Source organism: Bacillus sp. JAS24-2, assembly GCF_008274905.1.
Classification (GTDB): domain Bacteria; phylum Bacillota; class Bacilli; order Bacillales; family Bacillaceae_G; genus Bacillus_A; species Bacillus_A cereus.
In genome coordinates this window covers 2494310-2516914 of the sequence record NZ_CP031068.1, presented here as the reverse complement: position 1 = coordinate 2516914, position 22605 = coordinate 2494310, and the positions used below count along the sequence as shown (strand labels likewise).

Genomic DNA, 22605 nt, shown 5'->3' with positions numbered 1-22605 from the left:
TCCTTTCTTGAGTAACCATTCTCAAATTTAATTAATTATCGTATCCTTCATAAATTGCATCATTTATTTGATTTTGTATTTTTGTATCATCAGGTACAGGTTTCCACCAATTTCCTGTAATAAATAACATAGTTAATAAATTATAACTATCACTAAAATAACTTTCTCTCTTATTCTTCATCCAATCCCAACCGCTATTTACCCACTTTTGATTATTGCTACTTGTTATACTTGCAGCAATAAACGGTGAAACAAATACAGCAGTTGAATAACTACCAATATTAGATCCATTTAATTGATAACCATCCACAATTTTAGAAGGATTTCCATTCGTTTTATTTTGAATCCACGAAGAAACTTTATCAGAAATGACTTTACTTCTTTTCTCGCCGTACATCGCATAGTCCATTACAATTCTCAATGGTACCCGACTAGCATTGTAATAATATGCATTTGTATATTCTGACTCATCTAAGAAGTCTTTAGGTGCGGGTTGTGGTGGGTTTTTTACAACGAAATCTGAAATAAGTCCTGTATTTGGAGAGTATGTATTACTAAATTGCGTATAAACATCGTACAAATTATTAATAACAGTAAGCCAAGTTTTATCACCTGTAAATTCATAAAATGCTCTAAGGTGTGACATCATCCAATCAGATGGTCTCGTATCAAGTGAACTTTTAGAATCCCAATCTCCTAAATTTAGTCGGTTATTATTTGTAACATTACTAGCTTTAATACCTTTTGTAATCATGTCTTGTGCTTCTTTCAAATAATTAACTGTTCCATTAGATCCCCACTGCTTATGAGCAAGAAGAAGAGAATACGCAATATCTAAATCTCCATCAGTAGCAGAATCAAAATGACCTTGTGCTTTTTTACTATCTGCGACAACCCATCCCATTAAATTAGGATTTTGAGAACTTTTAAAAGTTCTTGCTGTTTTAAATAAACCGTCATAGATTTTTTGAGCATTCGAATCATAACCAGCCATTAATACTGTAATTATCATCCCATACCCTTGACCTTCTGAAGTTCCAAGTGGCTTAAACCCATCTGCATCACCTGTAATCTCTCCTTTTACGTAATAACCACCAGGTAAAGAAGATAAATCATTTTTCAAATATTTCTTTTTCCAATTATCGTAGTAACTTCTTACAGAAGCATTTAAACTTTCCTGTGTAACATGATTCGGTTTTATAACACCTGCATAATTAACTTGCTGCGGAAATGGTTTCATTTCCTTTGCAGCAGCTACTTGTTGATTAACTACGGGAATAGAATTTTGTACTGAATTGTCCGTTACACTTGCTGCGAAACTAGAATTAGAAAAACTAGCTAGTCCGATTCCTACAATAGAAATACATGTGAAAATTTTTCTTTTTCCATTCATTATGTTGTCAGCTCCTTTTAAAATGCTTACTACATAAAATGTAACATACAATATTTAACTGAAATACAAAATATTATATTTATCAACATAAGAAAGAAACTATATAAAAAAGTATCATAAAATCATTATTGAATTACATTATACGGATTGATTATTTACTAAATTCCTATGTTTTTCTTTTCTTAATACTGGTATATGAGCAATCACAATTCCAAGTATAGTAATTCCGCCGCCAATTATTGAAACTAAAGTTGGCACTTCTCCTAACCATATCCAAGCAATGAAACACGCAGTTATTGGCGTTAAATATAGAGAACTTGTTGCTTCAGAAGCACCAGCACGAGATATAATATAGGCCAATGCAATATACGGGAGTACTGTTGGAAAGACACCTAAATATATAACACTCAAGTTAACTTCAAGAGGAGCTGCTAATATTTCTTGATAAACTCCGGGTAAGAAAATAAGCATACATACAGTACTAGAAAAAATTGTATATATGGTAAATGGTAAGAAACCGTATTTTTTTAAGTAAGATGTTTGGAAAACGAAAAATAGACTTTCTGAAATCGCCGCTAATAATATAAATAATCCCCCGCTATTTAATTGAATAGCGTCGCCTTGGCTAAATGAAATTAAGGCAATTCCTGCAAAACTCATTACACCACCGATCCAGCCATTTAATTTCATTTTTTCATTCAAAAAAACAGAAGCAAAAATTGCCGTCACTATTGGAGTGACTGAAATTATTAAACTTGCAGATCCAGCATTGACTGTTTTTTCGCCGTAATTTAATGCGATGTGATAAATAGTAAACCCTAAAGCACCAAATATAAAAATTGCTGGGATATCCTTTAAATCCGGTAATCGTAGTTTGTATATAAATGAAAATAACAAAAGTATAAATGAGGCGATTAATAAGCGTAGTAAAGTAAGGTGTTCAGGCGTATAAGATTCAAGCCCCAGACGAATTGCTGGAAAAGCAGTTCCCCATATAAGAATTGTAAAAGCATGAGCACATATAATGCGTAAATCCCATTTTTTATTATGCATGTTTTCTCTCCCTCCTTAATAAACCAACCATTTTTAAATTACCAATTATTTCTTTTCATCATATTTAATAGTTGATACAATGTCTTCAACCAGTTATTTATCGGAAAAACCAACCACTTTGAATCTTTTAAATTAACGAAGGAGTTTTTTATATGACAACCGATAAAAAAGTGCCCAAATATCGGCAGATAATAGACTATATGAAAGAAAAAATTGAAAACGGAGAATGGCCAATTGGAAGTAAAATCCCTAGTCAGCGGCAGTTAGCAAAATTATTTCATGTAAATCGAAGTACTGTAATAACTGCGCTAGATGAACTTATGGCAGATGGTTTAATTCAAGGACAAATCGGAGCAGGAACAATTGTAACAAATAATACATGGTCATTATTAGCAACTAATCCCCCGCCTGATTGGAGTGAATATGTAAAGGCCGGTATTCATAAACCAAGTAAGTTAATGGTGCGAGAAATAAATGAAGCAGAAGCAAATAAAACGCTTATCCATCTTAGTAAAGGTGAACTTGCACCTCATCTTTTTCCGCTCGAAACTATGCAATCTATAATAAAAAACGTCAGTGAGGAATTAGATTATTTCGGATACGAAGAACAAAAAGGTTTTTATCCGTTACGTGAAGCAATAAGCAAATACGTAAAATCATTTGGAATACATGCATCACCGGGTTCTATATTAATAGTCTCGGGTGCACTCCAAGCATTACAATTAATATCAATTGGTCTTTTACATAGAAAATCAACTGTTTTACTTGAACAACCTTCTTACTTATATTCACTTCATGTTTTTCAATCAGCAAATATAAACTTATCCGGTATATCAATGGATCATCACGGTATTTTACCTAACGACTTGTTAAAACGAATTAAATATAGTCAAAAGAATAATATTTTATATTCAATCCCTTGTTTTCAAAATCCAACGGGGATATTGATGTCCAAAGAGCGAAGAAAAGAAATATTAAAAATATGTAAAAAAGAGCAGTTGCCTATCATCGAGGATGATATTTACCGAGAGTTATGGATTGATGAATCACCTCCAGCTCCTTTAAAGTCAATAGATAAACATGGACATGTATTATATATTGGTAGTCTCTCTAAAACACTTAGCCCTGGACTTAGAATTGGATGGATAATTGGACCAGAACCTGTTATTGATAGATTGTCAGATATAAAAATGCAAACAGACTATGGATCAAGCTCTTTATCTCAAAGAGTAGCTGCTGAATGGATAAATGAAGGTTTTTATGAAGAACATGTAGCAAACGTAAGAATGCACCTGAAAAAACGAAGACAAATAATGATACGAGCTTTAAATAAATATTGTGCAGATATTGCATCGTGGGATATTCCTAGTGGTGGAGTTTTTATATGGCTAAAGGTTGTACATAACATTCCGATGAAAAAACTATTTTCAGAGGCACTATCAAAAGGAATTCTTTTAAACCCGGGACGTATTTATGAAGAAGAAGCAGATCAGTACATTCGTTTATCATATGGATATGCTTCTCCAGAACAAATGACTAACGGAATTAAATTGCTCAGTGAATTAATTCGGAAGTTAACGGCATAAAAAAATCCTCTTTTGTTTTTGGAGGATTTTTTTACGTATTTTATTTACCACAATTTCATTTCCTGCCCTAATAAAATAAGTTCTTCATAAGGATCTCCGTCAATATTTAATACTTGAGCAAAAGCAGGTTCTGTTTTTAAACCTTGTTCCTTTAAGTGAATAACTTCTTCCCTTATATGAGGATGCTGCATTAATAACATGTGCTCCACTATCATATGTCTATATGCATTTTGATTACGCACTGGCTTAGGTTGAGCAAATAATTCAAATTCAAAACCTTCGAATTCAAAATTCACCTTTATCGATTCAGTACCTTTCATTTTTTTCTTTTTTATGTTGAACCCTCTATAAGAACCATATAAAGATCTCATTTCTTGCTCAAAAACATCAAAGTTATATACTTCCATTACAATATCTAAGTCAGATTGAGGAGTATCAATTCTTATCGGGATTGTCCCGCAAAGAACGGGATTATATAAAGCTAAATCCTCCATTATGTTTAGGCTATTCAAAACATCATATATTTTTTGTTGCTTGTCATTGCCCGATTGTAAATATGTAATAGATGTAAACATGGAAGTCTCTCCTTCATTTCACGTAATACGTGTCTCACTAAACTCAAGAAAAATTTGTCCGTTTAAACTTGTTCTTGAAGTACCTTTACTTCAATATATTAAAGTGAATAAACAATATGTTTCAACTTTTCTCCTATGCTGCAATACTATAAAAATAAAAAGGGAGGAATTATGATGAGCATTTTCAACATTCTTTTAACCATCCACATATTATTTGGAACGATATGTTTAATAACTGGGATAATAGCGATGGTTGCTCAAAAGAAGAAAGGTAAACATACGGAATGGGGTGAAATATATCACGCATCCTATGTCGTTATCACCGTTACTGCCATTATATTATCCATTATAAACTGGGATAAAATCGCATATTTATTTTATGTAGCAATTTTCTCTTATGCTTTTGCAATTTATGGCTACCTCGCACGAAAAAAACGTTGGAAAAATTGGCTTCACCATCATATTAGAGGTATGTTAGGTTCTTATATCGGTGCCGTTACCGCACTATTAGTAAACGTAGGTATTCATATTCCCATAATTAATTTATTGCCGCCTATATGGTTTTGGTTTTTACCTACATTAATCGGTATTCCTCTCGTAGCCAGTGTATCAAAAAAATATAAAAAGCGTAGTTAAAATTCATTACATTTTCGTTACTTTCTGATGATTATTATGAAAAATCATACTCGATGTAATATTTTATTTATAAATTCAAGATCGTATTGCTTTAAGTTAGTCACTTAGCGCTAAATAAGAAGAATCCAATAACAGTATTGGATTCTTTTTCAAATTTCATTTCAATATCGGCTTTATGCATTCAATGATGTTACCATTTGGACCAAAAACCATCTTTGTATACTTGTGGGTACTTGTTTTATTGGTTCAGTGATAATTACACCATTATAGTTTAAGATTGTAATAACGAATGTAAACGATCCGGGTAATTCGTAAACATCCCATCAACGCCCCATAAAAGTAACTTTTTCATATCTTTTTCATTATCTACAGTAAATGGATGAACTTCTAATCCGTGTTTCTTTATTCTCTTTACATAAGCGGAATCAATATATTTATAGTTCATCCCAAGACCGATGCAGTATGTTTTATACTTTTTTATCTCTAATTCAGTTAATTGAACTGCCTTTTTGTAAGGTAGTAATTGTACTAGCGGTAAAGTAACATCTAAACTATGAATTTTTTGCAGACTTTCTTCACTAAATGATTGAATAATAACGTTATCACTTATTTCGTAGTGCTTTATAATTTCTAATAGCTTCTCTTCCATACCAGCGTATTCATCTGGTGATTTTGTTTCAATATAATAGTTTGCACCATTCCCGAACGTTTCAATAATTTCTTCTAGTGTTGGGACTTTAGCATCTTCAAAGTCTTTCTTTGCTAAACTTGGATGCTTTTCATTGAAAAAAGAACCTGCATTAAGTTTCTTTATTTCTTCTAATGTATGTTCCTTAACTAGACCCGTACCATTTGTAGTGCGGTTTACTGTTTCATCATGCATAGCTACTAAATGTCCGTCTTTTGTCATTTGAAGATCAATTTCTATATAATCTCCTTTTAATTGTTGTCCTAATTTATACGCTGCTATTGTATGTTCCGGCGCATACGCAGAAGCGCCTCTATGTGCAATGTTTTTTATATGATTTGCTTGATTAATAGCTTTCGTGTACTTACGTTCATCTACTTTATGTAAAACGAAAGTACCTAGTAATATAATGGTGCAAATGATTGTAATGATATATATCTTTTTCATAATGATGTATTAACTCCTACATGAAAGCAATTTGGATCGAATAATTTATTCAATTAAATGTCGATTTTCAAATACAGTCATTTGTCCAACAGATTGAAAACCAGCCTTTTTATAAATATTAATCCCATCAGGTGAAGCTTGTAATACGCATTGAGCAACTTTCAATTGTTTTGCTTCTTGCAGCAAGTAATTAAACATAGTGGAGCCAAATCCTTGCCCTCGCATTTTTTCTTTAGTTGCTATATCATAAATACCAATACTATCTTTTGTACATACTAATGAACCAACAGATACGACTTCATCTTTAAAAATCCCTAAATATAGTTTCATATTTTCACTATTCCATAAATCGAAAGAAGCAGTTTCATTATAAAATGTTTGCACATGTATACCTTCCTCTGATGTACCAAATAGATTAGCTAACGTTTCCCCAAACTTTTTAATTTGTCCTAACGAAGATGCTCTTTGTATCGTAAAACCTTCTGGCATTTTTATTGTTGGTTGAATTGTCTTTAAGTCTGCTACCATCGCAATATTTTGTTCTGCTTCTTTTAAGCCAAGTTTTATTAATTCGTTTTTTATAGCCTGTTCATAGCTATTATCCCAAAACCAAACACACATTGGAAACTTCTTTTTATTATAGTTGTTTATCACTTTATATAATTTCTCAATGTCTTCCGTTACATCATTGTTTAGTAAAGTAATGATATTAAATGTATCTGCAGGTAAACCACAATCTACAGCAATGTAGTCCTTCGTTTCTTTTACATTCATTCCATGTACATGACGCGCAATATATGACATTTTATATGTGAAGTTATCTATTAATAACTGTTTATAATTCATTCTTTTTTCTCCTTTCATAAAAATTCGTATTCAAATCGTTCAGTATTAAATATAACATATACGAAATGTAACTATTTCTATAAAAATATCTCTATAAATCACTCTATACGCTCTGAAAGAATTAAAAATGATATAACGTTGTCGGAATGAAAAAAGTGGTATATAATAAATATTAACATTACTAGTAATTATTTTAGGTATTCCTAGAATAAAGGAGCGATACATATGAAAATTACTATTTATTTCGGAAGTCATGAAGATCAAGATGTTCGTACTATGGACTGTCATTTAGATGTAGAAGATACAGAAGAGATTGTTTCTGTATCATAATATAAATTGTAGGGATGAACCCTCTTCCCTACAGCGTTTAAGGCACCCTTTACAGGTGTCTTTTTTGTTGTTTTTTTCGTCAAAAACCCTTTACTTTATAGCGTTTTAATAGTAAAATATAAACATACGAACAAACGTTCTTTTTATTTTAAACGTACATGAAGGGATGATTTTAACAATGGCTCCATTAAAGCGCAGAGGAAGAAAAAAGCAAGCACCTATTATTTCAAATACAGGCTTTATCGGCTCTGTCTTTATTGATACATTGGAGTTACAAAAGAAATCCTATTATTTCGCTCGTAAAAAACTTCAAATTGTTCATCACGTATTAGATGGTCTCTCTGGAGCAACAAGTGCTTTATTTAAAGAACATAACATTTCAGCATACATGTCATGTGTGTATTTACATAAACAAAAGAAAATTGGCTTTGTTCTTTCAACGAAACCATTTGAACAAAGTGATGGCGTTGCTTATTTTGTCAATTATTTAATCGAAAAGAATTTTTACGGCGGCCATGACGAAGATGTAGAATATCAAGAAGTATTTAATACAGGTTTTATTGGTGTAGTATTCGCTGATTTATCTAGTATAGATCGCTTTAATTTCGAGTTTGAAATGGGTATGCTAACGAAATTAATGAAAGATATGATTATTCCGGTTAAAGAACTCTTTTTACGCCATAATGTACCGGCTTACATCTCCACTTCTCATTTAGAAGAACAAAACAAATTAGGTTTCGTTCTCTCTGTAAAGCCATATGACGAACGCGCTGAAGCAGATTTATATTTTGAAGCATATTTAAAAGAACGAGGATTATTTATTGGTGATGAAGAAGATGAAATTGATAAGATCGTTATTAGAAAAACAGCTGAATTACGATAGAAAAGCGCAGGATTAGAATCCTGCGCTTTTTAAGTTACGTTAAACACTATAATCTTTTGAATGAATTTCTAAATTTAACTTATTTGCTAAAATTTTATTCAAAATAAAAAATACAATCCCCCCTGCAATAGGAAGCGTGTAGGCTGGAATGAAATTTAATAATAGTCCTGATATTGCAAGTGCTATTGGCTGCATTATTTTACCTAAGCTTAATCCAATACTAAGAACTCTTCCTCTATATTCTTCAGGAATCTCATTTTGCATGAAATACATTAAAGGAATATCAATTTGTGCTATCATAAATCCTAAAAAGAACATAATCATGCAATACGTAGTAACATATACCAAATTATTTACTACAATAGGTTTAAATAAAACAGGTATTCCTGAAACTATCATAAAAATTGCCAACATAAAACTTATTTTTTTCAATAGATAAGAATAAGAAAAACAATCAGTTATCTTTTTTACTAATATTGCACCAACTATCATACCTATCGGAAAAGTCCCTTGAATCATACCAAATTTCTTAGAATTAAGATTGAGAACTGTGTTAATAATGTATGGCAACGGAACGGTTACAGCAAAGCCTAAAAAGAAATTAAGAGAAATTAAAATACTAAAAGTATTTTTTAAGCTTTTCCGCTCCAATAAGTAAGAGTATCCCTCCTTTATATCTTCAATAAAATTAATTTCTCTAATTGAACATTCCTCATTTATGTTTTGCTCAAACAATTTAAAGTTAATAAACAATATGGAAATAGCCGAAAGGATAAATGAAATACCATTTATAATTATAAAAATTTTAATATCAAAGACTGCAAAAACAATCCCCCCTAACATAGGCCCTAAAATTAAAGATATAGAATCGATAATTTTACTTATAGAATTAATACTCATTAACCGTTCTTTAGTAACCATATTCGGTTTTACGGCCTCTAATCCTGTTCCAAAAAACGTTGTAAATACTGTCATAAGAAAGGTAGTAGTATAAATAATGAATAAGTTTAATCCATAATAGTTGCTTAATATATAAACAGTTATTAATAAGCACCCGCTTAGTACATCCATGCAAACGACGAGTTTCTTTTTATCAACCTTATCAGCAATGACACCAGCAAATGGATTCATAACAATCATTGGAATCGTTCCTAATATGAGCGTAATCGCAAAATGTAACGCAGATCCGGTTATTTGTAAAACATACAATCCTAATGCAAAACTATAAATTGAGCTACCGAATAGTGATACTGTTTTTGCAATTGAATATAAACAAATATTTCTTAGTTCTTGGTTTCTTTTTTTATTTTCTATATGTAATCGTAAACTTCCCATCACTTTTCCCCCACTTTTCTTTGTATTACATAAAGTGTAAATTCTCGGGTTAACCCAATATCAATACACTGTGTTTAAAAATTACTACAAAGAAATGAAAAAAGATGGGGTTAACCCCGTGCACATCAACTGAAGATATTAGTGCCTCCTACAACGATAAAAAATAAAATGATTAATAAGATCACATGTACAAATGCAAATTTTTTATTGAAATCTAAAAAATAATATGGTATCTTCTATTACGTTGATTAATTACATATGAGAATCATGTATAACTCCAAGAATATGGCTTGGGGGTCTCTACCAGGAACCAACAACTCCTGACTACAAAATGCGTCTTTTAGCGTTTGTAGTCAGGAGTTTTTTTGTTCTACGGTAAATAATGCAGAGAAGGGAATATAAAAAATGAATTTCAAAGTATTTATATTAGCTTTAGCAACGATAGCGGTAGGTCTTGTAGAGCTTATCGTTGGAGGAATATTGCCAGACATCGCTAAAGATTTTAATGTTTCATTAAGTTCTGCTGGTCAATTAATTACAATTTTCGCTTTTACTTATGCAATAGCAGGTCCTGTATTATTGATTTTCACAAGTAAAGTGGAAAGAAAAAAATTATATATTATTTCACTTTACATTTTTCTAATTGGTAATCTACTTACTTATTTTAGTCCGAACTTTACTTTTATGATGATAGCAAGAATTTTAACTGCTATGAGTACTGCTTTAGTTGTAGTACTTTCCCTAACAATTGCAGCTAAAATTGTTAATCCCGCTTATCGAGCAAAAGCATTAGGATTAATTTATATGGGTATTAGCTCTTCACTTGTACTAGGAGTACCACTAGGCATATTAATTTCAAACACATTTGGCTGGAGAATTATTTTTTTATGTATAGCTATTTTATCATTGGGGTCTATTATCTTAATTTCAGTATTTTTAGATAAAATACCTGGAGAGGAAAACCGAACTCCTTTATCTATCCAATTAAAGGCCGTTTGTAGTCTTAAACTAGGATCTGCCCATCTAGCTACCATGTTTATGTTAGCAGGACACTATACTCTATATGCTTATTTTACTCCTTTTTTAGAAAATAAGTTTCACCTAAGCCCTTATTGGATTAGCATATTTTATTTAGTGTTTGGTATAGCTGCAGTAAGTGGCGGTGCGTTTGGCGGTGTATTATCAGATAAAATAGGCGCTCAAAAAAGTATTTTGATAGTTATTACTCTATTTGCTCTAATCTTATTTATATTACCGTTTACTGCAGTTTCTATTATCCTATTTATTCCTGTTATGATAGTTTGGGCTGCATTGAGTTGGGGGCTTGCACCACCTCAACAAAGTTATTTAATCCAAACTGCCCCGGATACGTCAGATATACAGCAAAGTTTTAATAATTCAGCCCTACAAATAGGAATTTCACTCGGCTCTGCAGTTGGAGGTATAGCTTTAAAACAAGTACATAATGTCGCCAATATGGCCTGGGTTGGTGGATCTTTAGTTTTATTATCTTTAGGTTTGGCTATCTTTTCTCTTACTAGACATACACCGACAAGAGACTGTCCAGTGAGTGCTAAACATTTAGATTAACATTCTCTTTTTCTTTTCATCGTAAAAAGTATAGATAGGAATCGTCATAAATAGTCCCGTTATAAAAACGGACTTTTTATGACGGGGTTAACCCCATCTTTTTCCGAAAAATGAATATGTATAAATTTCTTCTCCTTGAACAAAGAAATCCTCGTACTTTCCCCCTCGTATCAAATAATTTGAAGTACTTTCATCAATCGATTGAAACTGTAGATTTTGGATTTCTTTCGTTACTTTTGAAAGTGAAAAATTTGCTCGAAAGTTATTTGTAATTTGACTATTTGAGCTGAAATTTTTAAATAAAATAAATAAACTTAATAAATAACAATCAGATTTAAAAAGTGGATTTAATTCGTGAAGTAAAAAATTCTCATGCTCAAAACTATAATTGCTCGTACCAAAGTGATCAATTACAATATCAACAGACTGATTTTGAATAGGGATGTTCAAAAAATCAGCACAAATAAAGAGAATGTTTCTTTTAGGATTTTTTCTCGCTAATACATCTTTTAAAAATAAAAGTTTATCTAAATCTCGATCCACTGCAATGTATAGGCAATCTTCTGGTAGTTCTTCACAAATATTTCTCAAAAAGAATCCGAGTCCCGATCCTATATCTAGTATTAATTTGTTATTTAAATCTAAATGTAATAGTTTCTTTTTCGCCCATTCCCCTTCTCTATGCATATTTTCCAAATAAGCATTATCAGTTTCATGAATATAATCCGCAATAGTATCATCAAGTGACGTCCGCTCATTTGCTTTAAATAATTTACCAGCAATTACAATTCCTGAAGTAATCATGTATTCTTCACCACAATTACAAATTAACTTCCCCTCTGTAATTTGATTGTTAGTAATAATTCCATCGTGAAGAATTAATTTTTTGCTACACTTAGAACATGCGAGTAAATGTAGTACACTTAAATCTATCCCTATAATTGAATTAGAAGTTTCATTTATTAATAATAAATCATGTAATACTCCCTTTAATTTATCCCGTTTCTTCTCCAAAAGTTCTATTTCCTGTTCCATTTTGTCATATTTTAGTTTAAATAAAGATTGGTAAAAGGTATTTTTTTCGTAATTCATAGATTTTGCTAAATTTTTATAAAAAAATAGTTCTTTAATTTCATTCAAGCTAAATCCTAAATCTTTGTAATGTAATATAAGTTCTAAATCTGTTTGACAATACTCATCAAAAAAATAGTGTCCTCCTTTTTTTTCAGGAATAATGAGACTGAGATCCATATAATGTCTAATTGTATCAATACTTATGTTATTTACTTCTCCAAACTTACCGATTTTCATAATATCCCTACCATTTAGATATTTTTTTATATAGATTTCTATTTTTATCTTTAAAAATCCTTTCACCTTTTTTATCAACATTATTTATATTGTTGTGCCTAATAATATAACATGCAACTTTTGGTTTTATGTATGTCAAATTATCAGTATTAAAATTATTAAACCTCAATAAATTTATTACTTTCTACTTAATGAAATGTACCTATAAACGGACATTATAGCATCGATTTATTGAACTATTGGAGTAGGATTACTATAGAAGGTTACATAGGGATAGCATCAGGAAAATGCCAATTTACAACGATAAGGGAATTCAAAATTAAAAAGCCCAACTTCTCTGCAAATCAAAATAGAGAAATTGAGCTTTTTAGTTATTTCATTTCTTTATTGAATTCATTAACTGGAAGAAGTATTCAGGTTTATAAGTCTTATTTAGGTTATACCATGAATGTAATGCATCTGGTGTAAATACATCTATTTTTTTAAGTACCTCCATTGCAAATTCCAGAGGAGCTATTCCTGATGCAGTAACTAAATTCACATCAGATACCGCAGATTCCAACTCATAGAACTTTTCTCCTTTATAGTTAGGACATACCATTTTAGTATATTCTAAGTTATTACTTGTATGCTTTCTAGTATCCAAGTATCCCATATTCGCGAGGGCATCAGTTGCACCACAAATTGCAGCAACAATAGTGCCAATCTTTAAAGCTTGGCCAATTCTTTCCAAGATAGGTTGATGAATTTCTTCACTCCAAGTAGTCCCTCCGGGTAAAATTAAAAGATCTTTACTCTCAAGAGTACATTCATCAAGGGAAATATCTGGTTTTATGCTCAGTCCTCCCATAGTAGTAATCATTTCTTTATTAGCTCCTACTGTAATTACTTTTAAAGGTGCTAAATCTTTTTTGAAATATCTTCCTGAGTTTAGTTCAGCAATTAAATATCCATATTCCCAGTCCGACATTGTATTAAATACATATAAAAAAGCTTTTTTTGTTTGCATCTAATAACACTCCAATCACAATTTATATAGCTATTATAATATAACTTCCCTGACAGTTAACGTCAGGGAAGTTATCATACTTGATGAAATTTTATTAATTCAGACAGAACTTCAATAATTCTATTCTTAAGACTTATTGGCTCAATAACTTTAATAGATTTATTGTACGGTAAAAGTAAATAAGGTACATATGTGTGTATCATGTCTTTTTCAAGAAGAAACACTGCTTGATTTGAAGTCCGTTCTTGTAAATAATGTCCTAAAAACCAATGTTGGCAAATATCAGCCAATACACTTTTATCCCCATTAATAACCAAAGAAATAATAATTTTCTTATCTTCTATAGGTGGAAGAAGACTTTTTATAAAAAAGTCACGTGCTGAAAAATTTTCTGGCTGGTTAAACTTATTTTCGGTTAACATTAAACTTTCAATTCGATCTACTCTAAAACTACGTATATCATTCCTAAGATGACAAAATCCAATCATATACCATTTATTATTCCAATAGATAATTCTGTATGGATCGACCAATCTATAATTTAATTGCTTTTCGCCACTTTTATGGTAAAGAATTTTTACTGAGTACCCGTCAGCTACGGCCTGCTCCAACTCCTTCAAAAAAGTTTCTACAGAGAGTGAATTTAATCGACTTATTACTTCAAGACTAGTTAAATGTTGGTTTATTTTTGTTTCCTGCTCTTGATTTGAGTATTTACTTAGTTTTGAAATGGCCCTATTTAACGCTTCACCTCCATAATATCCGGCTTCTTCTGCAAAAACAGCAGCGTGAAATAGTGAAGTTTGCTCCTCAAAATCAAAAAAAAGAGGAGCCTCTACAAAATTGTTCAATAAAGTGTATCCACCGTTATGGCCTGGTTCTGAAATTATAGGTACGCCACTAGTTGAAATTGTATCAATATAACGATACACAGTCCTTATATTTATCTCTAACTTTTCTGAAATCTGTTTTGCAGTAATTTTTTCACCTGAACGTAGCATCCATAGAATTGCTAGCATATTGTCAATTTTAGGCATATAATTTCACCTCTATATGAAACTTATTTTCTATTATATATTTCCGATATTTGGTATAACTCATCAACTGTTCCTTTCCGATAGCTTTCTATATAATGAGGCCTAGACACATTTGTAATTTCATAAGTTTTTATTTACAGTCATATCTCCCTCTCTATAAAGCTTTACTGTATAATTCATTCCTGCATGATTTTTATGGTACTTCTTTGACCGACTTTTAAACTTTCCTTATTTCTTAGCTAGTTCAATGCCTTCACGCTATCGCATACGGATAAGATCACGTTCTAATCGGTTTACACCCGCCATAACAGTAATTAAGAATTGGATGTAGGGATTATCTTCTTATAAATCTAGCCATGTATCTTTTAAGGATATTAAATTTGCCTTTTTACTCCGTATGTTATCGATTAATTCAAATAAATCTTTTGTACTACGAGTAATTCGAGTTAAGTCCGTAACATAAATGATGTCACCTTCTTGTATACCCTCTAACATTTTTCGGGGTTTATTACAATACTTTGTTTATATGGAAACTTTTTCTCGAAATTAATATCCAGTCCGATTTCGTTCAGTTGCTGAAATGGCCTTGAAGAATTCTGGTTAATTGAACTGACACGTATAATAGCATAAATGGTACTGCAAGCGTAACTAGTTTCTTTACTTTCATATTAACCTTTTCCCTTAAAACTAAAGAGATTTATACCTATGCATATAAAAAAATACATCTTTTATATACTGTTGGTTAAATTTGGATGAATATTATTTTATATTGAAAAAATAAATACGTCAAAATTATTTTAGGGAAATTATAAAAATCATATTATATATAGATTAGCAAGCTAATGAAAAAATGCCCAAAAAAAAAACGAAAAACGTGTTTCTATCTGAGAATTCATAAGAAAGGATGACGTTTTTATTTCTATTTGTATGTGTAATAAATTACACCCATTTCCTTGAGAATTTTAAAGGTTTTCATCCCCAATACCTTACGAGTTATTGTTACAGATCTTGGTTTTGTACAAAAAATCGATAGAAACCAAGAAAAAGATTTTATATCTTTTTATGTTTAGAGGAGTTAAAAAATCACTACACCTCCTTCATATACGTGTAATATACAGGGATTTATAACTGCATATAGAACATAAAAAAGAGATGTTTATATTATTAATAAAATGATATACATAAGTGGAGGGTTAGAAAATGAAAATTGCAATAGTCTGTTTCGATAACTTTACCGATATAGATGTTTTTCTACCATGGGATTTATTAAATCGTGTACGTTTAGTCGGTGGTATTTCTGATTGGGATGTCCAGCTTTTAGGAACGGCAGAAACTCATATATCTATGTCTGGCTTGCGTATTCCCATGACAGGAAGCATATCTGATATCCCTTTTGCCGACGCTGTAATATTTGCAAGTGGTAAAGGTGTAAAGGATTTATATAAAAATCAACAATATATTAATAGCATTCATGTAGATCCTCAAAGACAATTAATAGGATCTATGTGTTCTGGTTCACTACTATTAGGAGCTAAAAAATTACTAACTGGTAAAAAAGCTACTACATATCCCTCCGCAGTAGAACAGCTAAAAGAATTTGATGTAGACGTTATTGAGCAAAGTTTCGTAAACGAAGGAAATATCTCGACTGCCGCGGGTTGTTTTGCTGCTCAAGAACTATCAGCTTGGATTATAAGGACCCTACTTAATGAAGAAATGGTTGATATTGTACTAGAAACTGTTCAGCCAGTAGGAAAAGGTTTATATTTTTAATCTCAAATCAAGTCAAGAAATTGCGGTTGCTCCCAAAAAACGATAAAATAAGATTTTTGTTTCGAGTTAACACAAATTTCGTTCTAGAGTGCTATAAAAATTTAACTTGATGGTGGCGTGGTGTGCACCATTTATAAATAAAAAAAACCGCGAATTATTCACGGGTTTTCTTCTTAATAACTAATTGCTATTGTTCCTTCACCTGCATGAACCGCAAATGAAATTGGTAATGGATATAATTTAAAATCCATTTCAGGGAATGCTTGTCTAATATCTGCAATCCATTCTTCAGCTCCAGCTTTATCGTTAGCATGGAACATGTGAAGTACTTTTGGTAATTCTTTTTCAAGTTCATTTTTAATATATTCTCGACATTTTTGGATTTTACGAACTTTCTTTTCAAGTAAAAGCTCTCCACCTTTTACTTCTAATATTAAGTTAACACTTAATAAACTTCCAAGTAAAAATTGCATGCCCTTTACACGGCCACTTGCATATAGACCTTTTAAACTCTTTGGGAATACATGAAAAGGTCTTCTTTTTTCATCTACTAATGTTTTGTGTATATCTTGTAAAGTCATACCATCATTGTATAACGATTTTGCTTTTCTAATTAGTTCATCCATTGGATAACTTGTTGTTTCACTGTCTAATACCGTTAATGGAAAACCTGCCATTTCTGCAGCTAACTTCATATTTTGATAGGTTCCACTTACTTTTCCGCTAATAGCAACTGCAAATCCTTCTTCATATTCTTCTTTGCATTTTGTAAATAACTCTACCATTTCCCCAATATTAGGTTGTGAAGTAGTGACTGTTTTACCTTCGTTTAACGCATTATAAACCCTTTCACGTACACCTTCTTCACAATCTTTGTACGAAATTCCATCAATAATAACTTCGATTGGGATAACAAAGTTATCTCCTTCTGTTTTAAAATTCGCAGTTGTACTATCAGTAATCCAAGCAACACGCTTCATGTTGTTCCTCCCTTAATTCAATTCCTCTTTTCTAATTTTTCTATATATTTATGTTATGAAAAGAGAATATCCCTGTAATAGTAACAGGACTTTATTGTTTTGGCTATAGTAGATGTATATTAAATGTGACTATTTCTTGTCTATTTCACAAATAAAAAAGAAAATCAAGGAATTTGCTCGATTTTCTTGTTATCATATACTATTTAAAAGTTTCATTATCTAAAATTACAACATAATCATTCGTTAATCGGCCAGCTTCTTTTGTATAACTAACAAGCCTTTGTATATTATCACAGCAAATTTTTGCTCCCCATACGAGTAACGGTACGCCAATAAAATCGATATGGAACCTTCTAGAAAACAGACCACCAAAAGTCATTGGTAAAGGTACGGTTGGTGATGTATTAGAAAAAATAATCTTTTCATGACTTTGATAATGTTTTTGCAAGATTTCTCCTAAATGCTTCATCGCTGGTACAACAACTTTTGATGCGCCGCATCCAATCGTATATACAGGATGACCATGTTCATCTATGCCATGAAAAATAATTTTTCCCATATCTTCTGTTTTCAATTTATTAAAGTAATCTACATTCAAAATTTCTTCTTTCGTTAACTTGCGATCCGTTGGTAATTTATTTAAATGATACGCTGCAGCTAGTGAGGTAGTATGTGTTCCACCAAAATCTGTGTAAATGTATATCATATTATCATCCCTTGTTGTAAAAGTTCAATGTTAATTAGTATTACCGTTCTTAGCAATGTTAAACAAGGGATGAATGTATTTACGCTTTTTGTGTTAATTCATTATATTTTTTCCAAATATAATAACGTCTACTAATCACAGTGCCTAATGTAATACATAAAAAGGCATTTGTTACAACCATTAATGTCTGGTGCGTACTACCCGAAAACATACTTTGTTTAATCATAATTTTTGCTCCTAAAATAACAAGAAGGATTATTGTACTTACCCAATTTCCTTTTCGTAGTACATGACCTGTTTCACTATCTAATCGAAATGTTAAAGCTCTTCCCCGTATAATCCCAAGACATAAGCCAATTCCAAGCATTACAACAAACAGTAGTCCTTGCAGCAAAGTTATTTGTCCCATATGAATAATGGATTGAACTGTTACAAAACACAACAAAGCCGGAATGAGCCAAATACGGTTTATTTTCACTTTTCGTTCTTTACTTTGCATCAAAACAATAATAAGAATAACAAGTAAAATATCCATTTAGAATCCTCCTATAAACTTGTTTATCTTTAAAGATTATATTCTCCTCTTTTCATTCCATACTTGAAATACCATAGCTACTTTCAAGTGTAAGATGGAAAATGTGATTTCTCATCAGCCTTAAGCATTATTTATAAAAATAAAAAGACGTACTTTTTACTCGTACGCCTTTAATAACTCGTTTAAACTCCTATTTATCAACTAATTCCACACCTTTAGAATTAGCTTTACCCAACACTCGAATGTTAAATTTATTAATAGCTTTTAAAAAGATAATATAAATACAATATCCAACAATAGAACCTATAACATTACAGATCACATCATCAATATCAGTAATACGTCCCACTCCACTAAATAAAGACTCAATTAATTGTAGCAATTCAATACTAGCTGATATAGAAAATCCTAATAAAATTGTATTTTTGAATTTCTTATATTTATCCCATAGGATTGGTGCTAAAAATCCTAAAGGCATTAATAATAAAATATTCCCGCCTACATTTCTTACAATTAGACCAATCATAAATAGGGTATCTCCATCATAAGCACTACCAATTTGATTGATGTCTTTAATAATTGATGCAAAAGGTATTATATTGACCGAGCGATTCAGATTTTCAATATTAAAAGGAAAACCGATTGGTAAAGGGAATAAAGTTACTGAAACAACCATACAAATGTAGATCACAAATAAAAAACTTATTATTTCTTTCCACCAAATTACATGTTTTGTATTTTTGGTACCAATTAATATTCCACGTACAATTAAATAACAAATAACTCCTAAAATAATAAACACACTACCGTTAATCATATACAAATTGTTAACACATCCTTTCATATGAATTAATAATAAAAATTTACAACTATATAGTAATGTTTTCTAATTTAAAAATCCATATAATTATATATAATTGTACAGAATTACAAAAAACCCTTATTTAATAAATAAAGGGTTCCTCGTTAACTAAAATATTTTTCAAAACAGAAACAATCATGAACCCGTTTAAATTATTTTCGTATCTCTTCTTTTAAATCCATATAATTAAAAAGCTCTTTCTATTTCTGTCATTAATTTTTCAGGTCCTGCCCCTTTATTCGACGTAATAACTAAAGTTATTCCTAATTCTGGATATATAGCCGAGCGAAAACTGACGCCTGGATCATATCCCATTACATGATATTTGAATACCTTGTTTTCTCGTGTTTCAATCCATATTCCATAGCCGTAGGACTGTTTATCATTTACTTGAATGTGAGGAGTTAAAAGTAATTTTGTATATTCCTTTCCTAAAATTTCATTATTAAATAGGGCCGCCCAAAATTTCAGCATGTCTGGTGCAGTAACATATGCACCTCCATCAGCTCCTCCTTTTATCGGTATAGAGTAGGCGTTTGTTCTCCAATTTTGGTTGGTTTCGTCCTTTATATATCCTAGAGCTGTATGTCTTGGTAATCTATCTAACGAAAAATAGCCAGAATCATTCATGCCAATCGGATTAAAAATGTTCTTTTCTATATACTCCGTAAATTTAAGTCCCGTCTGTTCTTCTATTATTAATCCAAGTATGATAAAACCTGCATTGTTGTAGTGAAACTTAGTTCCAGGTGCAAACATCATATTACTTTTTTGGAATAATGGTAAAAAGTCTTTTAAGCTCTTTAATAGATACATAGGTGTTTGTTTCCAAAGATCTTCGAAGTTATCCATAATACTTTCATCAAAATAATCTGGTATACCAGCGCTATGCGTTAGTAGTTGATGTATTGTAATATCTTCATCGAAGTTTGAAAATTTTATCTCTAGACAATCTTTTAATTTTGTATGAAAAGAAATAAAACCTTTTTCAACAAGTTGACAGATGCCAATTGCAGTGAAAATTTTACATCCTGAGGCAATGCCAAATCTTGTTTGTATCGTATTGTTTATACATTCACTTTGGTTTGCGTAACCCAAAGCTTTTTCATAGACTAAGTCTTTTTCTTTTTTTACTAAAACTACTCCAGAGAAATCTATTTTCTTTTGTATTTCTTTTACAATTTTATCAATTTCATCTTTTGTTTTTATCACGACAACCACCCTTATCTTTCGGTATTGTTCTTTCCCCTTATTGATTTTTCCATATAAAGGGGAAAGAACCCTTTTATTAAATACGATAAATTGTTAATGAGAACACAAAGTTCATTTCGAATTTATCCCGCTATTTATGAGCAGTAAGACCCCTATCTCAAAATTCAGTAGAAGCAAAGAAATGAAGTGGGGGCCCTGCTGCCCGTAAAAGCCCGATTGGTGAGGGCTAATAATCAGCGGAGGATGAACACCCCCCCTGATTAAAGTTTCACTTTATTGATTCAGTAGAATACAACTTAGATTGTGATGGGAATAAAGTAAACACACACAAGACGATAGTAATAAATAACATGATCAATGAACCTACAATAACTACAAGTTGTATAGAAATGAACTGAGTCGCAACACCAGATAATATTGTAATAAAGATTGTTACTATCGCAATAACAAGTCCATATATACTCCCGATCCGTCCCATCATATGAACAGGGATATTATTTTGGTAAAATGTATAAAATCCTGTATTTGCATATGCCATTGAAAAAGATAAAATAAAGAATCCAATAGCAGCTATTAAAAATACATTTGAAAAAGCATAAATTAAATAACCAATTGCAATAAATAATGATCCTATTCCAATTAGAAGTGAAGGTGCTAATTTCTTTGACAAAATTGTATTTGTTATGGCACCTAAAATAAATCCTGCACCAGCTATACTAACTAGAAAACCATATTCACTATCTGTTAGTAGTAATACCTCTTTCGCAAACGATAGTTCAAGTGAATCAGTAGCGGTTGCTAATACGAACATACTTTGAAATAAGAAGTACACGCATACGACATACACATGTTTTCTACTAAAATTTATAACAGTGTTCCAATCTTTTTTTAATACTGTAAGAGATAATGTATTACTTGTTGTATCCGAAGCTTCTTTCTTATCAAGATTAGGTAAAAGTAATGTAATGAATCCTGATAAGAGAAATGCTATAGCATTTATATATATAGCAATCTCTGGTGTACTCGCAATTAATAAAACCCCTGCTATCGCTGGACCAATTAAAAATGCACCAGATCCTATTAAACTACGTAATGAGTTGAAACGTTGTCTTTGTTCTACTGGAATTAATTTCGTCATATACGTCATAGCAGTTGGCTCATAAATTGCACTGGCCATACTTATAAAGAATACAAATACATAAACAATCCAAAGTGACGGAAGTAAAGGTAAAATAGCGATAAATAACGCACGATATATATCGAGGTGAATCATTAACTTCCGTTTATTTAAACGATCAATCATACTCCCAGACCAAGCGTTTGTAAATAAAGTGGCTAATGGTTTTATTACATATAAAGCAGCAACAGCTAAGGCTGAGCCACCCATATTATAGACAAGTACATTCAGTGCTATTAAGTAAATCCATGCCCCTAAATTCGCAATACCAACACCGGACAGTAGTAATAAAGGATATTTCCAATCTTTAAGAAAGTTTTTCATTTTTGGCCCCCGCTTTCAAAATTGTTTTAAAACAATAAAAAAATCCCACCCCCAAGACTTTTAATCTTAGGGACGAGATTTATCATCGCGGTGCCACCCTAGTTTGTTAATATGTCACCATATTAACCTTATCAGGTACTGCATTCTAACTCATGCTTATACCATAGCTCTATAACGGGAGCTCCCGTCACACCATCCCCTAATAATAGGTTCCGATGCGCTGCTCAGAGGCTTGGTTCAATAAAGAATTTTTACTCCTTTTCAGCTAAATGGAGCTCTCTGTAAAAAATTCATTTTATTTACTCTTCTCTTCACTG

General features: G+C 31.4%; 20 protein-coding genes, 2 pseudogenes, 1 riboswitch and 1 other annotated feature (1 of these 24 running past the window's edge). Of the genes and pseudogenes, 5 read left to right on the top strand and 17 right to left on the bottom strand.

Annotated elements, in window-relative coordinates; translation table 11 throughout:
* Positions 1-31 precede the first annotated feature (31 nt).
* Positions 32-1393, bottom strand: coding sequence for a family 8 glycosyl hydrolase (locus DN407_RS13025; protein WP_053513066.1), 1362 nt, complete (start codon positions 1391-1393; stop codon positions 32-34).
* Positions 1394-1531: 138 nt separating this feature from the next.
* Entirely contained in the window at positions 1532-2446 is a 915-nt protein-coding gene (locus DN407_RS13020; protein ID WP_000551609.1) for a DMT family transporter, read from the bottom strand.
* Positions 2447-2598: 152 nt separating this feature from the next.
* On the opposite strand from DN407_RS13020, the gene norG reads away from it, so the two are divergent.
* Positions 2599-4032 (top strand): efflux pump transcription regulator NorG, encoded by a 1434-nt coding sequence (gene norG / locus DN407_RS13015; RefSeq protein WP_149216353.1) that lies wholly within the window; start codon positions 2599-2601, stop codon positions 4030-4032.
* 44 nt (positions 4033-4076) lie between these two features.
* Here norG and DN407_RS13010 read toward each other — a convergent pair whose 3' ends face one another.
* Complete coding sequence (locus DN407_RS13010; protein ID WP_000495169.1) at positions 4077-4607, bottom strand: DUF4269 domain-containing protein; 531 nt, start codon at positions 4605-4607, stop codon at positions 4077-4079.
* A gap of 174 nt (positions 4608-4781) precedes the next feature.
* Between DN407_RS13010 and DN407_RS13005 the strand changes: the two genes are divergently transcribed.
* A complete protein-coding gene (locus DN407_RS13005; RefSeq protein WP_149216352.1) occupies positions 4782-5243 on the top strand; it encodes a DUF2306 domain-containing protein in 462 nt (153 codons plus the stop codon).
* A gap of 271 nt (positions 5244-5514) precedes the next feature.
* On the opposite strand, the gene DN407_RS13000 is transcribed toward DN407_RS13005, so the two are convergent.
* Together DN407_RS13000 and DN407_RS12995 are read right to left on the bottom strand one after the other, a co-directional pair.
* Positions 5515-6378 (bottom strand): glycerophosphodiester phosphodiesterase, encoded by an 864-nt coding sequence (locus DN407_RS13000; RefSeq protein WP_000725521.1) that lies wholly within the window; start codon positions 6376-6378, stop codon positions 5515-5517.
* Between the two features lie 45 nt (positions 6379-6423).
* Positions 6424-7224 carry a GNAT family N-acetyltransferase gene (locus tag DN407_RS12995; RefSeq protein WP_097856708.1) on the bottom strand — a complete coding sequence of 267 codons (801 nt, stop codon included), beginning with the start codon at positions 7222-7224 and terminating at the stop codon, positions 6424-6426.
* Between the two features lie 508 nt (positions 7225-7732).
* Here DN407_RS12995 and DN407_RS12990 point away from each other — a divergent pair.
* Entirely contained in the window at positions 7733-8437 is a 705-nt protein-coding gene (locus DN407_RS12990; RefSeq protein WP_000035356.1) for a hypothetical protein, read from the top strand.
* Between the two features lie 39 nt (positions 8438-8476).
* Here the strand turns inward: DN407_RS12990 and DN407_RS12985 are convergent, their stop codons facing one another.
* Entirely contained in the window at positions 8477-9772 is a 1296-nt protein-coding gene (locus DN407_RS12985; RefSeq protein WP_149216351.1) for an MFS transporter, read from the bottom strand.
* 247 nt (positions 9773-10019) lie between these two features.
* A riboswitch (purine riboswitch) is annotated at positions 10020-10119 on the top strand.
* Between the two features lie 58 nt (positions 10120-10177).
* On the opposite strand from DN407_RS12985, the gene DN407_RS12980 reads away from it, so the two are divergent.
* Entirely contained in the window at positions 10178-11362 is a 1185-nt protein-coding gene (locus tag DN407_RS12980) for an MFS transporter (RefSeq protein WP_001009821.1), read from the top strand.
* Between the two features lie 87 nt (positions 11363-11449).
* Here DN407_RS12980 and DN407_RS12975 read toward each other — a convergent pair whose 3' ends face one another.
* The 4 genes and pseudogenes from DN407_RS12975 to DN407_RS32125 form a co-directional block, all read right to left on the bottom strand.
* Positions 11450-12673, bottom strand: coding sequence for a methyltransferase domain-containing protein (locus DN407_RS12975; RefSeq protein WP_149216755.1), 1224 nt, complete (start codon positions 12671-12673; stop codon positions 11450-11452).
* 376 nt (positions 12674-13049) lie between these two features.
* Positions 13050-13682: a type 1 glutamine amidotransferase family protein gene (locus DN407_RS12965; protein WP_048567649.1), complete on the bottom strand. Its 633-nt coding sequence runs from the start codon at positions 13680-13682 to the stop codon at positions 13050-13052.
* 74 nt (positions 13683-13756) lie between these two features.
* Positions 13757-14719: a helix-turn-helix transcriptional regulator gene (locus tag DN407_RS12960; protein WP_149216350.1), complete on the bottom strand. Its 963-nt coding sequence runs from the start codon at positions 14717-14719 to the stop codon at positions 13757-13759.
* A 63-nt stretch (positions 14720-14782) separates the two neighbouring features.
* Positions 14783-15351 (bottom strand): annotated as a pseudogene (locus DN407_RS32125) (recombinase family protein).
* Between the two features lie 568 nt (positions 15352-15919).
* Between DN407_RS32125 and DN407_RS12950 the strand changes: the two are divergent.
* Complete coding sequence (locus tag DN407_RS12950; protein WP_087875417.1) at positions 15920-16492, top strand: DJ-1/PfpI family protein; 573 nt, start codon at positions 15920-15922, stop codon at positions 16490-16492.
* Between the two features lie 173 nt (positions 16493-16665).
* Here DN407_RS12950 and DN407_RS12945 read toward each other — a convergent pair whose 3' ends face one another.
* The 7 genes and pseudogenes from DN407_RS12945 to DN407_RS12915 all read right to left on the bottom strand — a co-directional run bounded on the left by DN407_RS12945 (position 16666) and on the right by DN407_RS12915 (position 22288).
* A complete protein-coding gene (locus DN407_RS12945; RefSeq protein ID WP_000831921.1) occupies positions 16666-17472 on the bottom strand; it encodes a DegV family protein in 807 nt (268 codons plus the stop codon).
* 199 nt (positions 17473-17671) lie between these two features.
* Positions 17672-18178 (bottom strand): DUF3189 family protein, encoded by a 507-nt coding sequence (locus tag DN407_RS12940; RefSeq protein WP_000639421.1) that lies wholly within the window; start codon positions 18176-18178, stop codon positions 17672-17674.
* 79 nt (positions 18179-18257) lie between these two features.
* Positions 18258-18713 (bottom strand): CcdC protein domain-containing protein, encoded by a 456-nt coding sequence (locus DN407_RS12935; protein ID WP_000353706.1) that lies wholly within the window; start codon positions 18711-18713, stop codon positions 18258-18260.
* 190 nt (positions 18714-18903) lie between these two features.
* Positions 18904-19536: a VanZ family protein gene (locus DN407_RS12930; RefSeq protein ID WP_149216349.1), complete on the bottom strand. Its 633-nt coding sequence runs from the start codon at positions 19534-19536 to the stop codon at positions 18904-18906.
* Positions 19537-19679: 143 nt separating this feature from the next.
* A pseudogene (locus DN407_RS32760) lies at positions 19680-19748 on the bottom strand (GNAT family N-acetyltransferase); the annotation flags it as partial.
* A 13-nt stretch (positions 19749-19761) separates the two neighbouring features.
* Positions 19762-20787, bottom strand: a complete 1026-nt coding sequence (locus DN407_RS12920) for a serine hydrolase domain-containing protein (protein WP_140337357.1) — start codon at positions 20785-20787, stop codon at positions 19762-19764.
* A gap of 268 nt (positions 20788-21055) precedes the next feature.
* Positions 21056-22288 carry an MFS transporter gene (locus tag DN407_RS12915; protein ID WP_149216348.1) on the bottom strand — a complete coding sequence of 411 codons (1233 nt, stop codon included), beginning with the start codon at positions 22286-22288 and terminating at the stop codon, positions 21056-21058.
* 65 nt (positions 22289-22353) lie between these two features.
* Positions 22354-22605: a binding site (T-box leader), on the bottom strand (it continues 7 nt past the right edge of the window).

Coding starts and splice junctions, on each gene's coding strand:
- DN407_RS13025 (WP_053513066.1), bottom strand. CDS start 1,393: ATGAATGGAAAAAGAAAAATTTTCACATGTATTTCTATTGTAGGAATC.
- DN407_RS13020 (WP_000551609.1), bottom strand. CDS start 2,446: ATGCATAATAAAAAATGGGATTTACGCATTATATGTGCTCATGCTTTT.
- norG (WP_149216353.1), top strand. CDS start 2,599: ATGACAACCGATAAAAAAGTGCCCAAATATCGGCAGATAATAGACTAT.
- DN407_RS13010 (WP_000495169.1), bottom strand. CDS start 4,607: ATGTTTACATCTATTACATATTTACAATCGGGCAATGACAAGCAACAA.
- DN407_RS13005 (WP_149216352.1), top strand. CDS start 4,782: ATGAGCATTTTCAACATTCTTTTAACCATCCACATATTATTTGGAACG.
- DN407_RS13000 (WP_000725521.1), bottom strand. CDS start 6,378: ATGAAAAAGATATATATCATTACAATCATTTGCACCATTATATTACTA.
- DN407_RS12995 (WP_097856708.1), bottom strand. CDS start 7,224: ATGAATTATAAACAGTTATTAATAGATAACTTCACATATAAAATGTCA.
- DN407_RS12990 (WP_000035356.1), top strand. CDS start 7,733: ATGGCTCCATTAAAGCGCAGAGGAAGAAAAAAGCAAGCACCTATTATT.
- DN407_RS12985 (WP_149216351.1), bottom strand. CDS start 9,772: ATGGGAAGTTTACGATTACATATAGAAAATAAAAAAAGAAACCAAGAA.
- DN407_RS12980 (WP_001009821.1), top strand. CDS start 10,178: ATGAATTTCAAAGTATTTATATTAGCTTTAGCAACGATAGCGGTAGGT.
- DN407_RS12975 (WP_149216755.1), bottom strand. CDS start 12,673: ATGAAAATCGGTAAGTTTGGAGAAGTAAATAACATAAGTATTGATACA.
- DN407_RS12965 (WP_048567649.1), bottom strand. CDS start 13,682: ATGCAAACAAAAAAAGCTTTTTTATATGTATTTAATACAATGTCGGAC.
- DN407_RS12960 (WP_149216350.1), bottom strand. CDS start 14,719: ATGCCTAAAATTGACAATATGCTAGCAATTCTATGGATGCTACGTTCA.
- DN407_RS12950 (WP_087875417.1), top strand. CDS start 15,920: ATGAAAATTGCAATAGTCTGTTTCGATAACTTTACCGATATAGATGTT.
- DN407_RS12945 (WP_000831921.1), bottom strand. CDS start 17,472: ATGAAGCGTGTTGCTTGGATTACTGATAGTACAACTGCGAATTTTAAA.
- DN407_RS12940 (WP_000639421.1), bottom strand. CDS start 18,178: ATGATATACATTTACACAGATTTTGGTGGAACACATACTACCTCACTA.
- DN407_RS12935 (WP_000353706.1), bottom strand. CDS start 18,713: ATGGATATTTTACTTGTTATTCTTATTATTGTTTTGATGCAAAGTAAA.
- DN407_RS12915 (WP_149216348.1), bottom strand. CDS start 22,288: ATGAAAAACTTTCTTAAAGATTGGAAATATCCTTTATTACTACTGTCC.